The organism is Vibrio sp. TMPB1044, assembly GCF_030442075.1.
GTDB lineage: Bacteria > Pseudomonadota > Gammaproteobacteria > Enterobacterales > Vibrionaceae > Vibrio > Vibrio satsumensis.
Map to the genome: position 1 here is coordinate 357,695 of NZ_JAUJED010000019.1, position 19,309 is coordinate 377,003.

The 19,309-nt window shown below is 43.1% G+C and carries 15 protein-coding genes; 1 reads left to right on the forward strand and 14 read right to left on the reverse strand.

All coding sequences use genetic code 11. The features are described from left to right. Positions 1–88: 88 nt before the first annotated feature. The 13 genes from QQ041_RS13615 to QQ041_RS13675 form a co-directional block, all read right to left on the reverse strand. Positions 89–1,465, reverse strand: coding sequence for an O-antigen ligase (locus tag QQ041_RS13615; protein ID WP_285954213.1), 1,377 nt, complete (start codon positions 1,463–1,465; stop codon positions 89–91). Between the two features lie 250 nt (positions 1,466–1,715). Further along, positions 1,716–2,822 carry a glycosyltransferase family 4 protein gene (locus QQ041_RS13620; RefSeq protein ID WP_285954214.1) on the reverse strand — a complete coding sequence of 369 codons (1,107 nt, stop codon included), beginning with the start codon at positions 2,820–2,822 and terminating at the stop codon, positions 1,716–1,718. Continuing rightward, complete coding sequence (locus QQ041_RS13625) at positions 2,803–4,353, reverse strand: sigma-54 dependent transcriptional regulator (RefSeq protein ID WP_285954215.1); 1,551 nt, start codon at positions 4,351–4,353, stop codon at positions 2,803–2,805. The genes QQ041_RS13620 and QQ041_RS13625 overlap by 20 nt, the downstream gene beginning before the upstream one ends. 213 nt (positions 4,354–4,566) lie before the next feature. Beyond that, positions 4,567–4,956, reverse strand: coding sequence for an Hpt domain-containing protein (locus QQ041_RS13630; RefSeq protein ID WP_261383462.1), 390 nt, complete (start codon positions 4,954–4,956; stop codon positions 4,567–4,569). 379 nt (positions 4,957–5,335) lie between these two features. Beyond that, positions 5,336–6,571, reverse strand: coding sequence for a glycine betaine/L-proline ABC transporter ATP-binding protein (locus QQ041_RS13635; protein WP_285954216.1), 1,236 nt, complete (start codon positions 6,569–6,571; stop codon positions 5,336–5,338). Continuing rightward, complete coding sequence (locus tag QQ041_RS13640; protein WP_285954217.1) at positions 6,564–7,463, reverse strand: proline/glycine betaine ABC transporter permease; 900 nt, start codon at positions 7,461–7,463, stop codon at positions 6,564–6,566. Before QQ041_RS13640 ends, QQ041_RS13635 begins: the two co-directional genes overlap by 8 nt. Positions 7,464–7,642: 179 nt before the next feature. After that, positions 7,643–8,635: an ABC transporter substrate-binding protein gene (locus QQ041_RS13645; protein WP_146491559.1), complete on the reverse strand. Its 993-nt coding sequence runs from the start codon at positions 8,633–8,635 to the stop codon at positions 7,643–7,645. A 486-nt stretch (positions 8,636–9,121) separates the two neighbouring features. Continuing rightward, a complete protein-coding gene (locus QQ041_RS13650) occupies positions 9,122–11,494 on the reverse strand; it encodes a response regulator (RefSeq protein ID WP_285954218.1) in 2,373 nt (790 codons plus the stop codon). Positions 11,495–11,536: 42 nt separating this feature from the next. Next, a complete protein-coding gene (locus tag QQ041_RS13655; RefSeq protein WP_285954219.1) occupies positions 11,537–12,364 on the reverse strand; it encodes a phosphate/phosphite/phosphonate ABC transporter substrate-binding protein in 828 nt (275 codons plus the stop codon). Positions 12,365–12,410: 46 nt separating this feature from the next. Next, positions 12,411–13,100 carry a CpsD/CapB family tyrosine-protein kinase gene (locus QQ041_RS13660; protein ID WP_146491562.1) on the reverse strand — a complete coding sequence of 230 codons (690 nt, stop codon included), beginning with the start codon at positions 13,098–13,100 and terminating at the stop codon, positions 12,411–12,413. Beyond that, a complete protein-coding gene (locus QQ041_RS13665) occupies positions 13,100–15,199 on the reverse strand; it encodes an SLBB domain-containing protein (RefSeq protein ID WP_146491563.1) in 2,100 nt (699 codons plus the stop codon). Before QQ041_RS13665 ends, QQ041_RS13660 begins: the two co-directional genes overlap by 1 nt. Then, positions 15,196–16,029 carry an OmpA family protein gene (locus tag QQ041_RS13670; RefSeq protein WP_146491564.1) on the reverse strand — a complete coding sequence of 278 codons (834 nt, stop codon included), beginning with the start codon at positions 16,027–16,029 and terminating at the stop codon, positions 15,196–15,198. Before QQ041_RS13670 ends, QQ041_RS13665 begins: the two co-directional genes overlap by 4 nt. Positions 16,030–16,092: 63 nt before the next feature. Next, on the reverse strand, positions 16,093–16,422 hold the full coding sequence (locus tag QQ041_RS13675) for an STAS domain-containing protein (protein WP_086711361.1): 330 nt from the start codon (positions 16,420–16,422) through the stop codon (positions 16,093–16,095). Positions 16,423–16,716: 294 nt separating this feature from the next. On the opposite strand from QQ041_RS13675, the gene QQ041_RS13680 reads away from it, so the two are divergent. Beyond that, entirely contained in the window at positions 16,717–17,559 is an 843-nt protein-coding gene (locus tag QQ041_RS13680; protein WP_146491565.1) for a DNA ligase, read from the forward strand. Positions 17,560–17,692: 133 nt separating this feature from the next. On the opposite strand, the gene QQ041_RS13685 is transcribed toward QQ041_RS13680, so the two are convergent. Continuing rightward, positions 17,693–19,063 (reverse strand): MATE family efflux transporter, encoded by a 1,371-nt coding sequence (locus tag QQ041_RS13685; RefSeq protein ID WP_061017956.1) that lies wholly within the window; start codon positions 19,061–19,063, stop codon positions 17,693–17,695. Between the last annotated feature and the right edge of the window lie 246 nt (positions 19,064–19,309).

Below are 19,309 nucleotides of genomic sequence, written 5' to 3' on the forward strand. Positions count from 1 at the left end.
AAACTCCTCAATTTTGTTATATAGAAGTACTTTCATATACTGTGCCATTTAATAAGTTTATAATTTTCAATTGGTTACGAATATGTCTTTAGATTTTCTCTTTTTGACAGGCAGTTTGAGAGATGTTCGCAATAGCAACAACCAGTGCTGAGAGTATATAAATAGGCCAATTGAAGCCTTGTGTTAGGAAAGTACCAGAGACTATGGTGCCGATTAACCCTGCATATACAGCGTAAGCAGCAGCATTAAGGTTTGGGTCTACTGTGTTGGTGGTTTCTGAAAGTTGTTTGAGTGTTAAGCGTATCGTTTTGATCAGCGAGGTAATCAGTATCACAAATATGATCAGTCCTAGAAATCCAGTTTCAGCGAGTACGCCGAACCAAGTACTGTGAACTGCGTGATTTAAACCATCCCAGTGAGGACTGTAGAAGAAGTAGTTGGAAAAGAAGTTATCTAAACCGACTCCGGTTAATGGGTTGTCTAGTGCCATTTTGAAAGCAGCTTCCCACGCGTAAATCCGCCCCATCGCAGACTCGTCGACTCCTTGCTCAGCCGCGCCGCCTGATGCTCGATCTGAAATCCCTGCGACAAAGTAAAGACCAATCGCTCCTATTGCCCCCAAAGTAATCAGCAGTGATTTTGAACGAATCACTTTAAATGCAAATATCCCGATAACAGCAAGCGAGCCAAGTAGGCCACCACGGCTTTGTGTGGCAATGACTGCAGCAAGTAAAAGTACCGTTACACCGACACTGATGATACGTTTTGAAAGTGGAATTCCCGTCGTGACCACTTGGCTGATAGCAAAGGCGAGTGGGAACATAAGAACTAGAGAGAGGTCATTCGGGTCGCCTAACATTGAGCCAAAATCACGACCTATTGTTACGCGGCTACCTTCAACTAGGCCAATACCATGGATTGAATTGTTAATCGCGATGCCGGCGACTAATGATCCTGCACAAATAATAGCGGTCGAAGTCTTGACCAAATACTCTGCGCTGTTAACTAGCCAAACAATAGCAAGGGTCATCACCATTATTTTCCAATACACACCTTTGAATTCTGCCAAAGCAATAGGTCTGTTAGACGCGAAGATAATACCGATGAAGACCAAACCCCAGAATATCGCGAGCCAATTCAAACAAGGGTGCCAGAAAATTTTAAGCTCTTTACTGATTAACGCATGCCAAAGTAGGGCTGATAGAGCGCCTAGTGAGAGCATAAGCGGTATTTTTAGTGAATAGAGTTGAGGTATGGCTTCGTGAATTCGGAAAAATGAAAAGACAACGAACAGTAACACTAACCAAAATGTCTTGTTTAAAACGAATAATCCGGCTAATGGCACAAGAGCTAGCGCTACAATTACAGCAGGATGAGGCACAAAGTACCAAACAACACCAAGGCCAACACACAAGGTACTGATCGTAATGATGACTGGCAATCTATTGGCTTCAGGGTTAATCATTGTTACCTCTATTCGCAAATAAACTCTTCATGACTCGGCTCGCAAACTTTTTAAGGCGTAGCGACGCCTGATGTTAAATATTGCAAAGCGAGTGCCAGTTATGCATTTTATTTAAGTTACTGATTTAAAGCTACATTACAGAGGGGTGTTAGTTTTGAGTTGAGGTTTTTCATTTTGAGAATCACTATAAAACTGACTCGGATGCCTAAATCGTTAAGCCAAAGTGACCAATTCCTGACTACGACTCGTTTTAGCGGTCGAGTTGATAGATCTCCAACAACTGCGGGACAACAGCTTGCGGTGAGTATTGGCTTTTGACGGTTTTTATCGCGTTACTCTTGAGAGAGTCACGTTGTTCGCTCGTCAATGATATCCACAAAGATAAAAACTGTTCTAGCTCGGCTTTTGAATTGGCAAGGTAGCCGTTAACTTGATGCTCGATGAGTTGCGGTAAGTTGCCAACTGAATTGGCGAGAACGGGAATGCCACGAATCATGGCTTCTAATGCCGCCATAGGTAAGCCTTCAAAGCGTGAAGGGATGATTAACAGATCGATTTGGCTCCAGACGTCGTCCATATTGGTTTGATGACCGTGAAAGGTAACATTATCAGGCTGTGATTTAGTTAAGGCGTCCATTTCTGGTCCGTCACCAAAAAGTTCAAACCGAACATCGGGAAACTGTTTGGCTAATGCGACAAATCGATCCGGCGCTTTTTCATGGCTTAATCGACCCACAAAGCCAACATGGAATGGGCTTGATGAAGGGGAGCTTGTTAATCCGTTTGGAACTTTAACAAAGTTATTCAATTGATAGGTCTTACTCGGTACTTTCGCTTTAATCTTCTCACTGACCACGAGCGACTGATCAGAAAGAAAGCTGCTGTAACGGTCGAGCCAGTCATAAAGCCATACTTTGCCTGTTGGGGTTTCACCTGCGTGATAAGTGGTGATTTGTTTGGTGTTGTTAAAACGAGGTGGGAGCTTTATTAGCTTGCTGACTAAACTGGCTTTGTAACCATGAGCATGTATAAGTCTTGGCTGAAAATGTTGAACTGCACATTTAAGTTGTGTCGCGCTATTGCCGCTTAAATCTGCAGAGCATGAGGCTAAATCGGAGAGGTAACTAAAAGGGATGTTCAGTGCATTCAACTTTTCAACAATGATCGCTTCAGGGGCAAATTTAGTCAAAAGAACGATTCGAACAGCATCTGAATACTGAGTGCTTTCACATATCAGGCCTTGTGCTAGTTCTAAAACATGCGTTTCTATACCTCCAAAAGTTTGGCTGTCGATTAACAGCCAAATCTCGTGAAGGTTTACGTTGAGTACACCTAGGTTAGGCTTGATTGTACTCATCTTCCGATTCCCAAGCCTGTTTCTTACGATAAACCGTAGAAGGGCTAAGCTCTAACAGCACAGCAGCGTTTAACACATTCCCATCGCAATAATTGATGGCGTGTTGAATGGCTTCGCGCTCTATTTGCCACATTGGGCGAATACTACCGTTACTAGTAGTGAAGGCCGGTGTCGTTAACTCTTGTCCATCTGAAAAAGCAGCTTGGTCATTTAACGTAACAGATTGCTCGTTTGGCGTAGTAGCTTGCTCAAGCTCTTCTGGGGTTATTGGTGGCAACTTAGTTTTTGGTGTTTCCACTACAGAAGGTTGGGACGTTGGTACTCGAATTGGCGTTACTGATTTCGAATCTATTGTTGCATCCACCTTATTAATCGGAGGGGGCAACATATCTATGGTTACGCTCGTTTCATTATTCAACACTACGATATTACGGATGATGTTCTGCAACTGACGCACGTTTCCTGGCCACGCATAACGTTTAAGTAGGTTTTGCGTTTCTTTGTCTATTGATTTGAACTTCTTTTTGTCTTGTTTCGCGTAGAGCTTTAAGAAGTGATTAGATAGAGTGACAATGTCACCTCCTCTTTCACGAAGTGGTGGCATCTCAATAGGCACGACGTGAACACGATAGTAAAGGTCTTCTCTAAAACGTCCTTCTTCTACTTCAACTAGTGGATCGCGGTTGGTTGCGCAGATAATTCTGACATCAACTTTAATCTCACGATTACCACCGAGTGGTGTAAACGTACCAGTTTGCAAAAATCGTAGGAGCTTCTTCTGCATCTCCAGCTCCATTTCACAAAGCTCATCGAGAAAGAGGGTGCCACCATGCGCTTGCATTGCAGCACCTTTACGGTCGGTTGTCGCACCGGTAAACGCACCTTTAACATGACCGAAGATTTCACTCTCCATTAGGTCTCGAGGGATAGCGCCACAGTTAATGGCAACGAAGGGCTTACCGTTACGCTGGCTCTCCTGATGAATAGCCTCTGCACATACTTCTTTACCCGTACCACTTTCACCGTTAATAAACACGCTAGCAGTGGTTGGTGCTACCGAATCAATGATCTTGTAAACCGCCTGCATGGGTAGACAAGAGCCGATGAAGTTATGAAAGCGATCACGATCGAACTTGCTTTGCATGTTATCGACAATATTTTCAAGTTTCGCTCTTTTTAGATGCAAGCGAACAGAGGTTTTGAGTCGATCTGCTTGAATGGGTTTTTCTAAGAAGTCTTCCGCACCGCGTTGGATTAGGTCTACCGCGATGTTTACAGAGCCATGTGCAGTTGCAATGATGACGGCGGTTGGTATTTCGTTCGCACTAATCCAATCTAAGACTTCTTCGCCTGGCATGTCAGGTAGCTTAAGGTCGAGAATAACAAGCTGTGGTGAATGCCTTTCAATGAAGGTCTTAGCTTCCGCGCCGGTTTCAACGTGGAAAATATCGTAGGGTTCATCTTTGACGTACTGTTTGTAGAGAACAGCAAGTGAGGTGGAGTCTTCAACTAACAATACTTTAGGGCGCATTGTAAAATTCCTTTTTGAAACTTTATCCTAACTAATCAATAGCATGGAGGTAAAATTGCATCAATACTCATTGTATTTAATTGTTACCTACCGCATGCAACCATTATCAAACTAGCTTGGTGTCTTCATGTTGCATCTCGGGTGTCTCTTTGAGTATTGCTACCGCCGATACTGAACGTGTAAATCAAGACAGCACAGAAAATATAGAGGGGCCTAGCCAAACCCTTTGTTCTTTCTGTCTATCAGTGCTTGGATTGAACGGTTGCTTAATACGAGTAAACCATCAACTTGGCTAAATGCAGCATCGTATTGGCTCTCTAAACACTGTCTTTCTAGCGCGCGAGATAGATCTGATAGAGGTCGGTTCCCTAGCGCAAGTGCCGTACTTCCTAATATGTGCAATTCAAATTCAAGTGCTTCAGAATCTTGGCTAAGCGCGGCTTGTTTAATTGCAGCAATACGTCTTTGTGACTCTTGCACATAGTGATCAATTAAAATCGGCATGACCTCGACACTCGTGTCTATAATCATTTGTTCTAAAATGCTTTCATCAACTAGAGCTATTTCAAATTGCTTGCTGTTGTTTGGTGTACTCGCAATTATAGGAGTGTTTGAGGGTAAGGCTGAATTCGTCACACTAAATCCTTTTATTGTCTCGTTAGGAGAGTACGTTAGCTCAATGCTAATATTTATAACCAATGCTTTAACTTTATTATTTAGTTTTAGTCATTTTTTAGAATAATTTCAACTGCTTGCCTTAAAATACAAGACATAATTAGATGTGAAGCTATAGATGAACGAGTGAAGTTTGGCATTTAACTCACTGATTTAAAGGAGCTTTCATTATCCAGCTATGTGTTTTGATGCACAAAAGGGCACAAAAAAACCGTTGTGACTAAGTCTCACAACGGTTTTTTCTAGCTCGAATCTTACTGGCTCAAATTTGTCTATAAAAAGCCTTACGCGCAAAAGCCGCCTTTGGCTATGATGCCTTGTCAACTTTTAGCTTTGGGTCGTCGCTAACTTCTTCCTCCTCACTATTCTCAGAGAAGATATCTGCAACGGCACTTCTTTCAAGTTCACCTTTTAGATTACCGTCTTCATCGACAACAGGAAGGGAGTAGTCACAAGACATAGTCTCTGGCAATACTTCTTCAATCACGGCATCAGGTAAAATGGCAGGAACCTCTTCGTATATCTCTTCGCTGAAGTCATGTACCGATGCATCTTCAACAGCGTCTTGCAGGCTCTCTTGAGTCACTAAGCCTTGATAGCCATCATCGGTTACGTGATAAGCGTAATCATTTTTCAGCATCTTCATTTGTGCCAAAGCACCTTCAATCGTTTCTGAGGTGATTCGATAGAGAGGAGGCTGCATAACCGTTTCAACGGTCAATGCACGAGCGCGGTTTACATCTTTAACGAAGGCTTCTACGTAGTCATCTGCAGGGTTAAGTAGAATCTCGTGTGGTGTGCCTTGTTGTACTAACTCGCCGTCTTTCAAAATAGCGATTCGATCGCCTAGACGGAGTGCTTCGTCCAGATCGTGAGTGATGAAAACAATTGTCTTATGAAGTTTCTCTTGAAGCTCGATAAGCTGATCTTGCATTTCACTCCGGATCAAAGGGTCAAGCGCAGAAAAGGCTTCATCCATTAACAATATTTCAGCGTTAGTACACAGAGCGCGAGAAAGGCCAACACGTTGTTGCTGACCTCCTGAAAGTTGGGCAGGGTATTGCTTGCCGTAACCTTTCAAACCCACCGTTTCTAACCATTCGTTGGCTTTCGCTAGACGCTCTTCTTTTTTGATGCCTTGTACTTCCAACCCGTATGCAACGTTTTCTACTACAGTGCGATGAGGCATTAAGCCAAAGCGTTGAAATACCATCGACATTTTATGACGACGGAATTCTTCCAACTGTTTGGTGTTGAGGCTCATCACATCAATGCCTTCGACCATGATTTTACCTTGAGTCGGGTCAATCAAACGGTTGAAATGTCGAATCAAGGTCGATTTACCCGAACCAGAAAGCCCCATGATAACGAAGATCTCACCACGGTTGATTTCAAGGTTAATCTCTTTCAAACCAACGGTATGCCCGGTATCAGCGAGAATGTCATCTTTGTGTTCACCGTTCTGAACTCGGTTCATCACAGATAAAGGTTTTGGTCCAAACACTTTGTACAGGCCACTAATCTCAATCAATGGTTTAGTCATGCTTGAATCCTCCTAAATGTGCATTCGTTCTTTTCGCGTAAGCTTGTGAAGCGCGGTCAAAAAGAATTGCGAGGGCAACGATGGCGAAACCATTCATTAAGCCTAACGTGAAGTATTGGTTTGTGATGGATTTAAGAACCGGTTGTCCTAAGCCTTTAACACCGATCATTGATGCGATAACAACCATAGACAGTGCCATCATGATGGTTTGATTGATACCTGCCATGATTGTAGGCATCGCTAGAGGAAGTTGAACACCCCATAAGCGTTGTTTCTTGCTGGCACCAAATGCGGTAGCGGCTTCAAGGACTTCTTTATCGACTAAGCGTATACCTAGGTTGGTTAAACGAATTACTGGTGGAATAGCGTAGATAACTACGGCGATCAGCCCCGGAATCTTACCGATGCCGAGTAGCATTACCACTGGGATTAAGTAAACGAACGCTGGCATGGTTTGCATGATATCGAGCATCGGTGTAACGATAGCCTGAGCTCGATTTGAGCGAGCCATCGCAATGCCAATCGGAATGCCTAATAATATTGAAACCAAGGTACACACAGTGATGATACTGAGCGTTCGCATAGTGTCTTCCCACATGCCAAAGTAACCAATGAGAAGCAACGAAACCACACAACCCAAAGCCAGCTTCCAAGAACGGCTCGCGGCATAAACAAGGCTTGTACACACAGCAAGGACGATAATCCAAGGTGTTGAAATAAGGAGCTTTTCAAACCAGACAAGGAATGAAAGAAGAGGGTCAAAGAGAGATTCAATCATTTCACCGTATTCACGGGAAAATTCACGGTATGCGCCATCTAGCGTCTTTTTTATGGTTCGTAAATCAGCACGTTCCATTTCTGGAAAGCTTGATAACCAATTGCTGTCAGCCATTTTATATCCTTATAGTTCGGAGCCACATTTTCATGCGATGAGATGACCGCGAATGAAAAAGGGCACCGAATCATGAATAACATCAAGTATAGCGACGTTATTTCTATTCTATTGTTGAAGCGTACTTACTTATTAAGCGGAAGTACTTGCTAAACGTGAGTACTTTGAAAGCCAAATGATTACAGTTGTGCTTCAACTTTCTTAGCCACTTCTTGAGAAACCCATGGGTGCCATACTTCAGGGAATTCACTCAAGAAATGCAGGCTTGCTTCTTCGCCGTCTGCTTGGTTGTCTTCCATCCATGCAAGCAGAGAGTTCATTTTGTCGTTGGTGAAACCACGCTTAGTGAAGTAGTCGTACGCTTCAGGTGCGCGTGATGCAAAACTTTCAGTGGTGATTGTGTGGACAGGTGAAGGTGGGTACATGGTCGCTTTAGGGGATTCACAGTCTTCCTTAGTGGTACAGTTCAAAAACTCCTGTTCATTGACGCCACTACCAAAGTCAACTTTGACCATATCGTATTTACCTAACACCGCGGTTGGCGCCCAGTAATAACCAAACCAAGCTTCTTCACGTTCGTAAGCTTTCGCGATAGATCCAGATAAACCGGCACTCGAACCAGGGTCTACAATGGTGAAACCGCTGTCTTCTAGATTAAGTGCTTCAAACAAGTTACCGGCGCTGATTTGACAGTTCCAACCTGCTGGGCAGCTGTAGAATGCGGATGTATCAGGGTCTTCAGGGTGTTTAAACATACTTGCGTTTTTACGCACGCCTTCGATGGTCGCCATCTCGGGGTATTGCTTCACTAGGTAAGCTGGTACCCAGAAGCCTTCTTCACCGCCGTTAACAAGTGCTTTACCCGCGTAGCGAAGGCGCTTTTCTTGCACACCTTTGTCGAGAGCGTCTTTTAGGCTATTACTCCAAAGTTCTGGAGCAACATCAGGTTGGCCTTTTTCTATCATTGAAGTGCCGGTTGGCATAGTGTCGCCAGGGATAAGTTCGGCATCACATCCATAACCATGTTCTAAGATGAATTGGTCAATATTGGCGATTAAAGTTGCAGAGTTCCAGTTCATATCTGCGATTGTTACGCTGCCACATTCTCCTGCGTTAGCATTACCACTGGCTGCTGCAACTAACAAAAATAGGGAGCTTAACTTGTATTTCATATTGAGGTTCCTTTCTCTTTAATAATACAACTGAGCTAGTCAAGGTAAGTTGACTATCTAAATTGCTCTTTGGCGATCCTTTCCGTTGAATTTAAACCATTTGAGCAAAGGGGAGGATGAGTCTAAATAACAGTAAATAAGGTGTTACACAGAATCATCAGATAACATTGTCAAACTATTACAAATTCGTCAAAAATCACCTCTGTATATAATCTTAGGGAATATTCTTGTGAATTCCACCTTTGACTCAATCTACAATGTGCTTTATTAGACTGAGTCACATAACGTGATTATTTTGTGTGCTACTTGTTTTGAAAAGTCACTAAACCCTACAACTTGCATGTAAAATGCATTGAATAGTAATGAACGTCATTGACTAAACCTTGCCTGCTTAATGAAAGAGGCAATAGTCAGGTATGTGGTTGGAGTAAGCAGAGGAGTGAAAGAAGAGATTGGGGTAGTGAGCAATAAGCCGCAGCGCATAGCCTAATTAAAACCTCGCTCTCTTCGTTTCTCGATAGCATTCATAGATTCTTTAGCAAGAACTACTAGCTCATCGACTTTAGAAAACGCCAGCTCAGATTGTTGCTCAGAACACAGTTTTTCGACTTTCCTCGCTAACACAGATAAGCGACGGTTCCCAAGTGCGAGCGAGGAACTGCCCAAGGTGTGAGTTTCAAACTCTAGGTTCGATAGGTCTTGTTCCACAACAGCTTTTTGAATCAGTTTTATGCGGTTTCCAGACTCTACAATATAGTGTTCGATCAACATTGGCATCACTTCGGCACAGGTATCTTCAACCATTTGTTCAAGGATTTGCTCATCAACCAGATCAGATTCTTGAATTTCCGTTAGTGGCTGATTGGCTATTTGATTTTTGTGGTCGTCCAGAGCCTCACAACCCTCTGTTGCATATGGTTCGTCAGAAGTACCGCTTGCCTGAATATCTGAAGTTGTAGGCTCGCTATTTTCAGATACCTTCACTGTATTAGGTTTGCACTCAATAGCATGCTCCTGCTTGGTAACAAGGTGAAGGTGCAACATATCAGCGATCTGTGACATTCTTATAGGTTTTGCAAGGTAGTCATCCATACCTTGATTTAAAAACTGCTCTCTATCTCCGGCAAGTGCGTGCGCAGTCAGCGCAACGATTGGCACAGACGCTTTTTGAGTGTTAGGTAAGCTTCTTATTTCGGAACATGCTTGCAGGCCATCTTTTTCTGGCATAGAGATATCCATAAAGATGAAGTCATAATCATTGTTTTTTACCATTTCGACAGCTTGATTCCCATCGTTCGCGATATCAATAGTCATCCCAGCATTTTTAAACATATTAACGATAACGAGTTGATTCGCTTTGTTATCTTCGGCCACTAGAATACGGCTGCTTAAAATTTTAGGGTTTAATGCCACCGAAGAAGAACCAGAACGATTGTCTTCTCCAGAATTTGATGCTTTTTCCAACATTACCGAAAAGGTAAAGGTACTGCCTACACCTTCCTCACTGCTTGCTGATATGTTGCCATCCATCAGTTTTGCTAGGTGTTTACAAATGGCGAGGCCGAGCCCTGAACCGTCACGACGTCTTGAATATCCTTGATCCACCATGGTGAACTCTTCAAATAGGTAGCTCATTGCGTTAGATTCAATGCCGATCCCAGAATCGGCAACTTGGCATGTAATCTCTACCTTATTATCTTCTGTTTCATTAGTCTCAACATTAACGATGACACTGCCTTCGGAAGTAAACTTGATCGCATTACCGATCAAATTCAATAAGATTTGTTGAAAGCGGTGAACGTCGCCGACCACCATCACGGGTTGGTCAGGTTGATAAGGAGTAACAAGCTGGATATTTTTCGCGTTGGCACTCGGCTCAAAGCTATCAATGGTGCTATGGATACACTCTTGGAGAGAGAAGGTTTTTTGTTCAAGAATGAGCGTATTGGCTTCCATGCGAGAGAAGTCCAATATGTCATTAATGATAGATAAAAGTAGTTCGCCCGATGTTGAAGCGGTATTAACTAAATGACTTTGATCCTTTGTTAATTTGGTCTCTTTAAGTAACGATAAAATGCCAAGAACACCGTTCATAGGGGTTCGAATCTCATGAGACATAGAGGCCAAAAATCGACTTTTAGACTCAGACGCTTGCTCGGCTTGTTCTCTCGCTTGTTTGATGTCCGTGTAGTTTTTAGACAAAGAGGTAGACATGTCGTTAAATGCGTTGACTACATCACCAAGTTCATCGTCACTTTTTATTTTCAGCTGAAAACCTGGTCCTTGCGTTCTCACTTTTTTTACCGCAAACGAAAGCTGATACAAATGTTTAGTTAGATAAGTACCTAAAATGAAGGAGCAGATGGCAACAAGAATAACCTCTATCAAGGCAATTGAACTGATGGTTTTCTTAGCATCTGTAAGCATCGAATTGATCGAAGAGGTTGTGAACCCAATTGAAATTGAGCCGTACTTTAGTCCATCACTTTCAATTGGGTAATACGTATCGAATATTCCATCATCTACGTTGGATAAGTTCGTATCAACCTGAATATCTTTACTGAAATAGTCTGTAGACCCGGCGCTACTCAGCAAGACTTCATTACGCTCTACTTTGACATAGACGATATCTTCGATCGTCATGATCTCCTTTACGATATCATCTAATGTTGCGATATCAGTGGATAGCACTGCGTCTTTGGTTGCACGAGCAAACAGTTGAGAAGTTGCCTGCGCACGTTTGATAAGCTGCTGTTCATTAGAATCCGACAGAAATGACATTGCACTTATGACAAGCGCCATAAGCATCACTATCTCTATCGAAGCTATCCCAATGATTGTTTTTGTTCTAAAAGTCATCAGCGTATCCTTACCGTGGTGCTTTATCCAAACCTACCGTAACTATTGATCCTTATTTACGGTCATGGGCATGGTGTCTTTCTGTTTAATATTCAGTGCACGAACATCATCCCAGTCGACATTGACCGCTATTTCAAAAGCTTTAATCCTTAGCGGGGAAAGTAACGTTTTTCCTTCTTCGTTCTGGGCTAATTGAACAAAGGAGGTTTGAACTTTTTGTACCACCTCTGAGTCAACTCTCGGGTGGTTGGCGATAGCATGAGGAGTGAAACCCTTAGAGGTGTAGATAGGAGTAAGCTGGTCTCTAACATCCGGGTCTAGTGCGTTGAAGGTTCGGATAATACCACCCCCAGACGGATAAAAGCCCTTGGCCACAGAAAGGTATACCGAATCATGTGAAGAGACATAGTTTGGTTCAAAATGAACGTTTCTTTGTTTCAGGCCAGCTTGTGTTAGTAACGTTGCCGCAAACGCTGCAGGAGCGGGGAAGGCAAGGGTAGAATTGTCTAACTGATCCAAGCTTGTAATCCCGCTATCTTTACGCACGACCATTATACCTTTTAGGCGTTTGTCTTTGGCTTTGGCCATCGCACTATAGCCAACGCTGTTATTAAAAGTAACGAAGTGGAAAGGATTCATATACGCAAAATCATAGTCACCGCTAGCAAGACGCTGCTCAAACATAGGGATATCTTTCGCGGTTTCAAAGATGATTGTGTGACCCGTTTCTTGACTTATTTTCGCGAGTATTGGGGTCCATTGCTGCGCGAGTCTACTTGCAGATTGCTGAGGAACAATACCGAATGTGAAGGTATCTGCATAAGTTAATGTCGGTAGCAAAGCCAAGATTAACAACGTTAGATTTTTCATAGATTCCCTTCCTTCTCTTAGAGACATCGTAATTTTGTAGTGAAGCTTATAGAGTTAAATTGAGAAACTCATTTCTAGATATCCAACTTTTAATTTTCTCCTGTAGTGAGCGAGGAAGGAGCTTCAGTTTATTTACTTGGCGTATCAATTCATTAGCGAAACTTGGCGTGTATTTCATATTCATCACACATCCAAGGAGCGAGATATTTTGTGCATCAAGTAACTTTTTCGCTTGAGTTAAGTTGTGCGTCGAAGTTTCTCCATAGGCGACAACAAGTAACGTGCAATCACAAGCACTCGCTACCGATTGGGCGGGTATATTGCCTTTATTAACATTCAGCAGAGGCGAGGTGTCGACAACCACTCTTTCGTATGTTTCTAACCATTGGCTTACCACTTTAGTCAGCGTTTCTGGGTCTTTGTAAGCCAGTTGAGTTGAAGTAACTTGAGGGGCTGGAACCCCCATAAAAAGGCGTTGAGACTCAACATGTTCAATGAGTCTTCCTTGTTGCTTTTCTTCCAACATATGTAAATCTTTGAATGCCGGATTAAATAAATTGAGGTCAACATACAGCGTAGAGTGACCCGCCAATAGGAAACGTTCGGCCAATGCCGTTGCAATAGATGTTACACCGTCACCTGAATAGCAGGCGGTCACGCATATTGATTTTTGGCCATTAAGTTCAGAAGCTAGATACAGTTGTTCTACTTCTGCTTGAATTGCTGAAATAGTCATTACAAAGCTCCTATTAGGACAATGGTTGTCGTTAGGCGAAGTATGTCTTCTAAGCCCACTCGAGCTTTTTCCATAAAGCTCTCGCGTCGATCTGGGATGTAAATAGTGTCACCGGCACGTAGCACTGGTAAGTTGTAGATGTTGGCCGTTTTGCTGAACTCAACAAGGTCGAAGGTACGAGCTTGGCCTTGGCAGCAAGACATGTTCACAATGGTAATTTTCTCTACATAAGCATTTTCAGTAGGGCCTGATGCCTCTGCCAAGATATCTAAAATCGTCATGTTGTCGTTGAACACATATCGACCCGGATTATTAATTGCGCCAAGCACACGAACTGTTTTTTCTTTTGGTGTGTCCAACCAATTTTTATCTTTTTCCGGGATATAAATAGTATCGCCGGCAGTTACGTTTGGTAGGATCGATTCATCACCAGTTTCGAAATAGAGAGATAAGTTTAATTTGCTCACTTTAGAGTAGGTCTTATCTCTGTGGGTTACGCGAATATTGTGAATGTCGGCGTCTTTCGTTGGTCCATCTGACGCTGACAATATGTCTAGAAAGTGCATGTCTTTTGTAAATCGGTACCGGCCTGGTGAACGAACTTGGCCAAACACGTAAATTGATGCATCTGAGCTTTGACGCACCCATTGAGATTTGTTGTCTGAAGGGTCTTGAGGTAAGTCGTGTACGCGCACAATTGAGCCTGCACGGATGAAGGGCAGTTGGTCACGCGGAGCTCCAGATTTAATAAATTCGTCTAAGTCGAAAACCACTAGCTTTCTACCTGTAACCACTTCTATTTTTGTGGTGTCGGCACGCAGTGTTGGCCCTCCAACATGAGCAAGTAAGCCCATGAAATCCATTTCATCTGACCATTCAATACGTCCCGGTCGAACAACTTCACCAATAACATTTACAGCTCTATCCGGCGAGATCTTTAGCCATGATTTCTCGTTCATGTCTGTTTTCTCTGGGACGAAAATCGCGTCTCCCGCTTTGATGCTAGGAGGGTTAGAATTAGGTAAACCTTCTGTGTATGCCGCTAAATCAAATTTAACTACTCTGCCGTCGGCTTTGAGTACGCGGATTTGTCTAGACTCCGCAAATCGGGTCGGGCCGCCAGCGTTCGCTAAGATATCCATAAACGTCGCACCTCTCTTACCTTCAAAGGCACCTGGAGAGGCTACTTCGCCCATTACGTAAACCATATTCGCACCAGACTTGATCTCTTCTTCTTGCTTGGGTACAAAAATCGTCGCGCCTGGACGCAAAATTGGAAGCAAACTTTCGTCACCAGAATCTAAGTAACGTTTAAGGTTGAATAGCGTAGGGGTGTTGTTTGAGATCACACGGATTTGCTCAACACTGGCATAACGAGTCACGCCGCCAGAACGCATTAATACGTCGACGAGGTCGGTGTTTTCTTTATAAGTGAATGAGCCCGGTGCGTTTACTTCACCAAACACTTTGATTGAATTACGAGAGTCAGCACTGTCACCTGAGTTAGCAAGCTTTGCAGCGTCAAACTCTTGCTCGATGTTACCGACTAATGGGGAAGCAGGTACAAACAGTGAATCCAATGATTGCAAAGCGGGGAGTGTTGATTCGTCACCTGAATCTAGGAAACGTTTGTAGTTGAATTCTATTTTATCAGCGCCTCGCTTAAGAATAAGCTTATCGAGTTGTGCCCCTGAACGTAAGCCGCCCGCAGCGTAAAGCGCCATTTGGATACTAGAACCCAATGCGAGTGTGTATTCGCCAGGTTGTTGTACATAACCTTGAACGTAAATAATGATTTGCTGTTCTTTTACGTATACGGAAGCGTTTGAAAGATCTTTATAAGCGGTAGCCAGTGATTCTAAAACGACCTTGTTAAGCTGCTCACTGTCATAACCTGCCACAAATACAGTACCCACTTCAGGAAGAGTAATACGGCCACGTTTATCAACTTGGAACCCAGTATTTAAGGTACTTTCTCCGGGTACGTTGACTTGGATAAGATCACCGACTTGAACCGCCTCTGAAAACTCGTCTCTTGCATTCACGATATTCGCAAAGCATAGCGATAGGGTGATGAAAAAAGCGATCAATGATTTCATAGCCCACCTCCCATTTTCTCGGCGTTTTTAGGTGAGATAACTTCTATGCTGACTCGACGGTTAGTTAAACGCGTACCGTCTGATTCGCCCTCAAAAAGAGGAACGGTTTCGCCGACAGAGACGGCTTTGATTCGTTGAGCACCCAAGCCAAAAATAGTCAGGTAGCGTTCGACTTGTTTAGCTCGTCCAAGTGCTAACTTGTCGTTATATTCTTCGGTCCCAGTCGCATCAGCATGGCCTGTAACAACTAGGTCCAAAGACTTGTGTTCTTTGAGTAGCGCTGTCGCTTCAGCAAGTCTTCCCATATACTTGGGATTGACTTCAATAGAGTCTTCTGCGAATTGGTTATCAACATTAAGTAAGTCATACAACTGTTCGATAACCGACAATTGTATTCTAAATTGATTTTCATTTTTTGGTGGCTCACAACGGGCTTGTGATGTCACATAGTCTAGCTGGACTTCAAGTTCGTTTAGGCGTTTTCTTTGGATGACTAGGTCGTTGGCTGCATCTAGCAGTAAACCGCCTTGTAGTTCACGTGCAATACGATTTTGCTTTTCAATAGCTTGGACTACCGCAGCGGGAAAACACCAACGCGCACCTTCTTGAATTAACGCATCTAAATGAAGTTTTGCTAATTGCCAATCAAAACGCAAACCGTGTTCAGGGCCAAGTGGCTCATCAGGCATGACAGGAGAGAAGTCGGAATTCAAATAATTTATTGAATCATAACTTTCAGCGAGACCTCCTGTTCCTGACTCTGGGTAGCTAGTACACCCCAGAACCAGAGCAGACAGAGAGAGGGCTATGTAGTTTTTGAATAATTTCATGCCAACGTCCTTTGTTTTTATTTTTATAATTATTATTTTTGTTACTTCTAGCTTAGTGGATCATCATGAATTAGTAGGACTTTTTGAGTTTACCGGGATAGCGTGGCCTATTCGTAATAGGTTCATAATTTCAAGTGGCTGCCCGGTTACATTCTCAAGTCGCATGTTGCGTTCACGCTCGGTCAAGCGCTTAAACATGTAGACTATTGCGCCAACACCAGACGAATCCAAAAACTCTACTTGACTAAAATCGACTTCGATTTCTTGATGGCCGTCGTTCGAAATTACATCATCAATGTCAGTTTGCGCATCACGACTGCCTGCTGCGTCTAAATCACCGAAGATAGAAAGCGTTAGCGTCGTTGTATTCAAATCAATCTTACGTAGTTCCATAGCGTTATCTCCTTTAAAGTATGTATGAACAACTGCACTGAATGTGCCAACTTTTATGTTGTTATTTTTCAACGAGTTAATGCCATTCTTAATCTCTATCTCATATTGAGAAAGGTCGTTTCTCAATATGAGAACTAAAATTGGATGTACTTTTGAGACCTACAAGCCATTAATTTTGTGAATGAAAGCTAAAGATAAATAAGGTTGGTGTGTGGGTCGCATCTTCTGGCATAGATTGTCTATCTGTACGTTGAAACGCTTAGGATTAAGGGAGTTATTAATACGGAGCAAGTGATGAGACTAACCAAACTGGCTATAGCAACTCTATGGGCGTGTTCGCTTTCTTCTCATTCATCCTATTTACCTCCGGATCACTTGGTGCTGGCAAACACATATAAACAAGGCATTGATGTTTCTGAATACTGGAAGAGTGAGAAGCTCGATGGGATTCGGGCTCTGTGGGATGGTAAACATCTCTATACTCGTAATGGGAATCGCATTTATTCACCGAAGTGGTTTACGGAAAACTTGCCTAAGGTACATCTCGAAGGAGAGTTGTGGGCAGGAAGAGGCAAGTTTCACTTAGTTCAATCTACTGTTCTCGATCACACACCTAGTGATACAGCTTGGCGCCAAATAGACTTCATGCTGTTTGATATGCCAGGGGCTGCTGGAGATTATCAAAAGCGCTATTACAATATTTTGCACTGGGTAAGTATGATTGGTGAACCTCATGTCAGTTACATAGAGCATTTCCCTATTCATAGTGAAGATGCACTGTTCCATCAGTTAGATAATATCGACGAACGTAATGGCGAAGGTTTGATGCTAAGAAAGATCACAAGCCGTTATCAAGCAGGGCGAAGTAATGACCTGTTAAAGCTTAAAAGGCATCATGATGCTGAAGCTACGGTTATTGGCTATAAAGGCGGGACAGGAAAGTATAAAGGAATGATGGGCTCTATATTGGTCCACACGGAGGAGGGGATTGAGTTCTATATTGGTAGCGGGTTCAGTGACGAAATGAGACTCGCACCACCTGAAATCGGCAGTCGTATTACGTTTCGCTACAATGGTTTTACTCAAAATGGGAAACCCAAGTTTGCGCGCTTTGTTAGAGAGAAAAGTGACTATTAAGACAAATACAATCTATCTGACCAGTAGTTAGTATGACTAAATAATACGCTCGCCAATAAACGAAAAAGAGCCCTGAAGATCAGCGCTCTTTTTCGTATTCGATATCAGACACACCGGTTTAACGAGTACGAATCTAGCGAGAACTAAATTCTAACTGTACGTCGTCGTCCTGCTTGTGCATCCAGTGTAAGCGCATACCCAGCATAATCGCTGCTGACGTTAGACCAACAATGAAACCAATCCAGAAGCCGTGCGCGCCCATAGGTTCAACAATCCAATCTTTCATTCCTAAGATGTAGCCGATAGGAAGGCCAAGCAACCAGTAAGCAACAAAGGTAATGTTGAAGATTGAACGCATATCTTTGTAGCCACGCAGAGCACCTGCAGCGATAACTTGGATGGCGTCGGTGCATTGATAAACCGCCGCGAATAAAAGCAATTGCATTGCAACAGTAATTACCGCCGTGTTCTCTGTATAGAGCAATGAGACTTGCTCTCTGAACAATACAGTTAATGCAGCTGTCATTAAGGCTGTGACCAAGCCAACAATGATACCAACGTGTGTCGCAATCTTCGCGCCTTCGGTGTTGTTTTCGCCTAACTTATGGCCAACACGAATACTCACAGCAGCACCGATACTCATTGGAATCATGAAAACCAGCGAAGAGAAGTTGATCGCGACTTGGTGCGCAGCAACAATCAATGAACCTAATGGGGCAACCAACAGAGAAACCACCGCAAACAGAGTTACCTCGAAGAAGATAGCGGCCGCTACTGGGAAGCCAAGTCTAAACAGACGAATTTGTGCTTTGAGCTGAGGCTTATGGAACGTACCGAAGATATTGATTTTCGCCAAACGCTTTGATGTTAAAACGTAAGCAAACAGCAGTGCAAACATCACCCAATATACGATAGCCGTTGCAACGCCACAGCCAACACCACCCAGAGCAGGAGCACCAAGTTTTCCGTATACGAACATCCAGTTAAGCGGGATGTTCAATAGCAAGCCAATAAAACCAATCACCATTGCAGGCTTAGTTAAAGACATACCATCAGTAAAGCTTCGCAAGGTTTGGAACAACAAAAAAGCAGGTACAGCAAACATCACCGCATTCATATAGCCGATGGTCTTTTCCGCCATGAGTTGTTCAATGTCCATCCACTCTAATATCAATTGTGTTTGAAAAAGTACACCAATGATTGGAAGGGAGATGACGAGCGCTAAAAACGCACCTTGTTGAATCTCAAATGGAATTTTGACTTGTCGACCAGAACCATTCAGTTGTGCAACGACAGGAACCAATGCCATCAATAGACCGACACCAAATAAAATTGATGGTAGCCAAATACTTGCTGCAATCGAAACCGCCGCCATATCGATAGCACTTACGCCACCTGCCATCACGGTATCAACAAAACCCATTCCAGTTTGTGCGACAGATGCAATCAATACAGGAGTCGCAAGTTTGATTAGATTCGAGGATTCTTCTTTGTAACGATGCACAAACAACTCCAAATAAGAGGGAAAATTAGAATAATAGTGTAGGAAAGGACATTCTGAAGGAATCAGAGACAATGATCTTAAGCTTCCACTGGACGAATCATAAAGAAATGTCACAATAACTGCTATGAAAAACTGTTATTAGGGCGTATTGATCTTTCGAGCTGATTTTTGCAGCGAGTTGCTGGGTATTTATACAAGGCAGAGGCGTCGATGTGTAGCTAGCCTACATGAGAAGCCGATAACGTA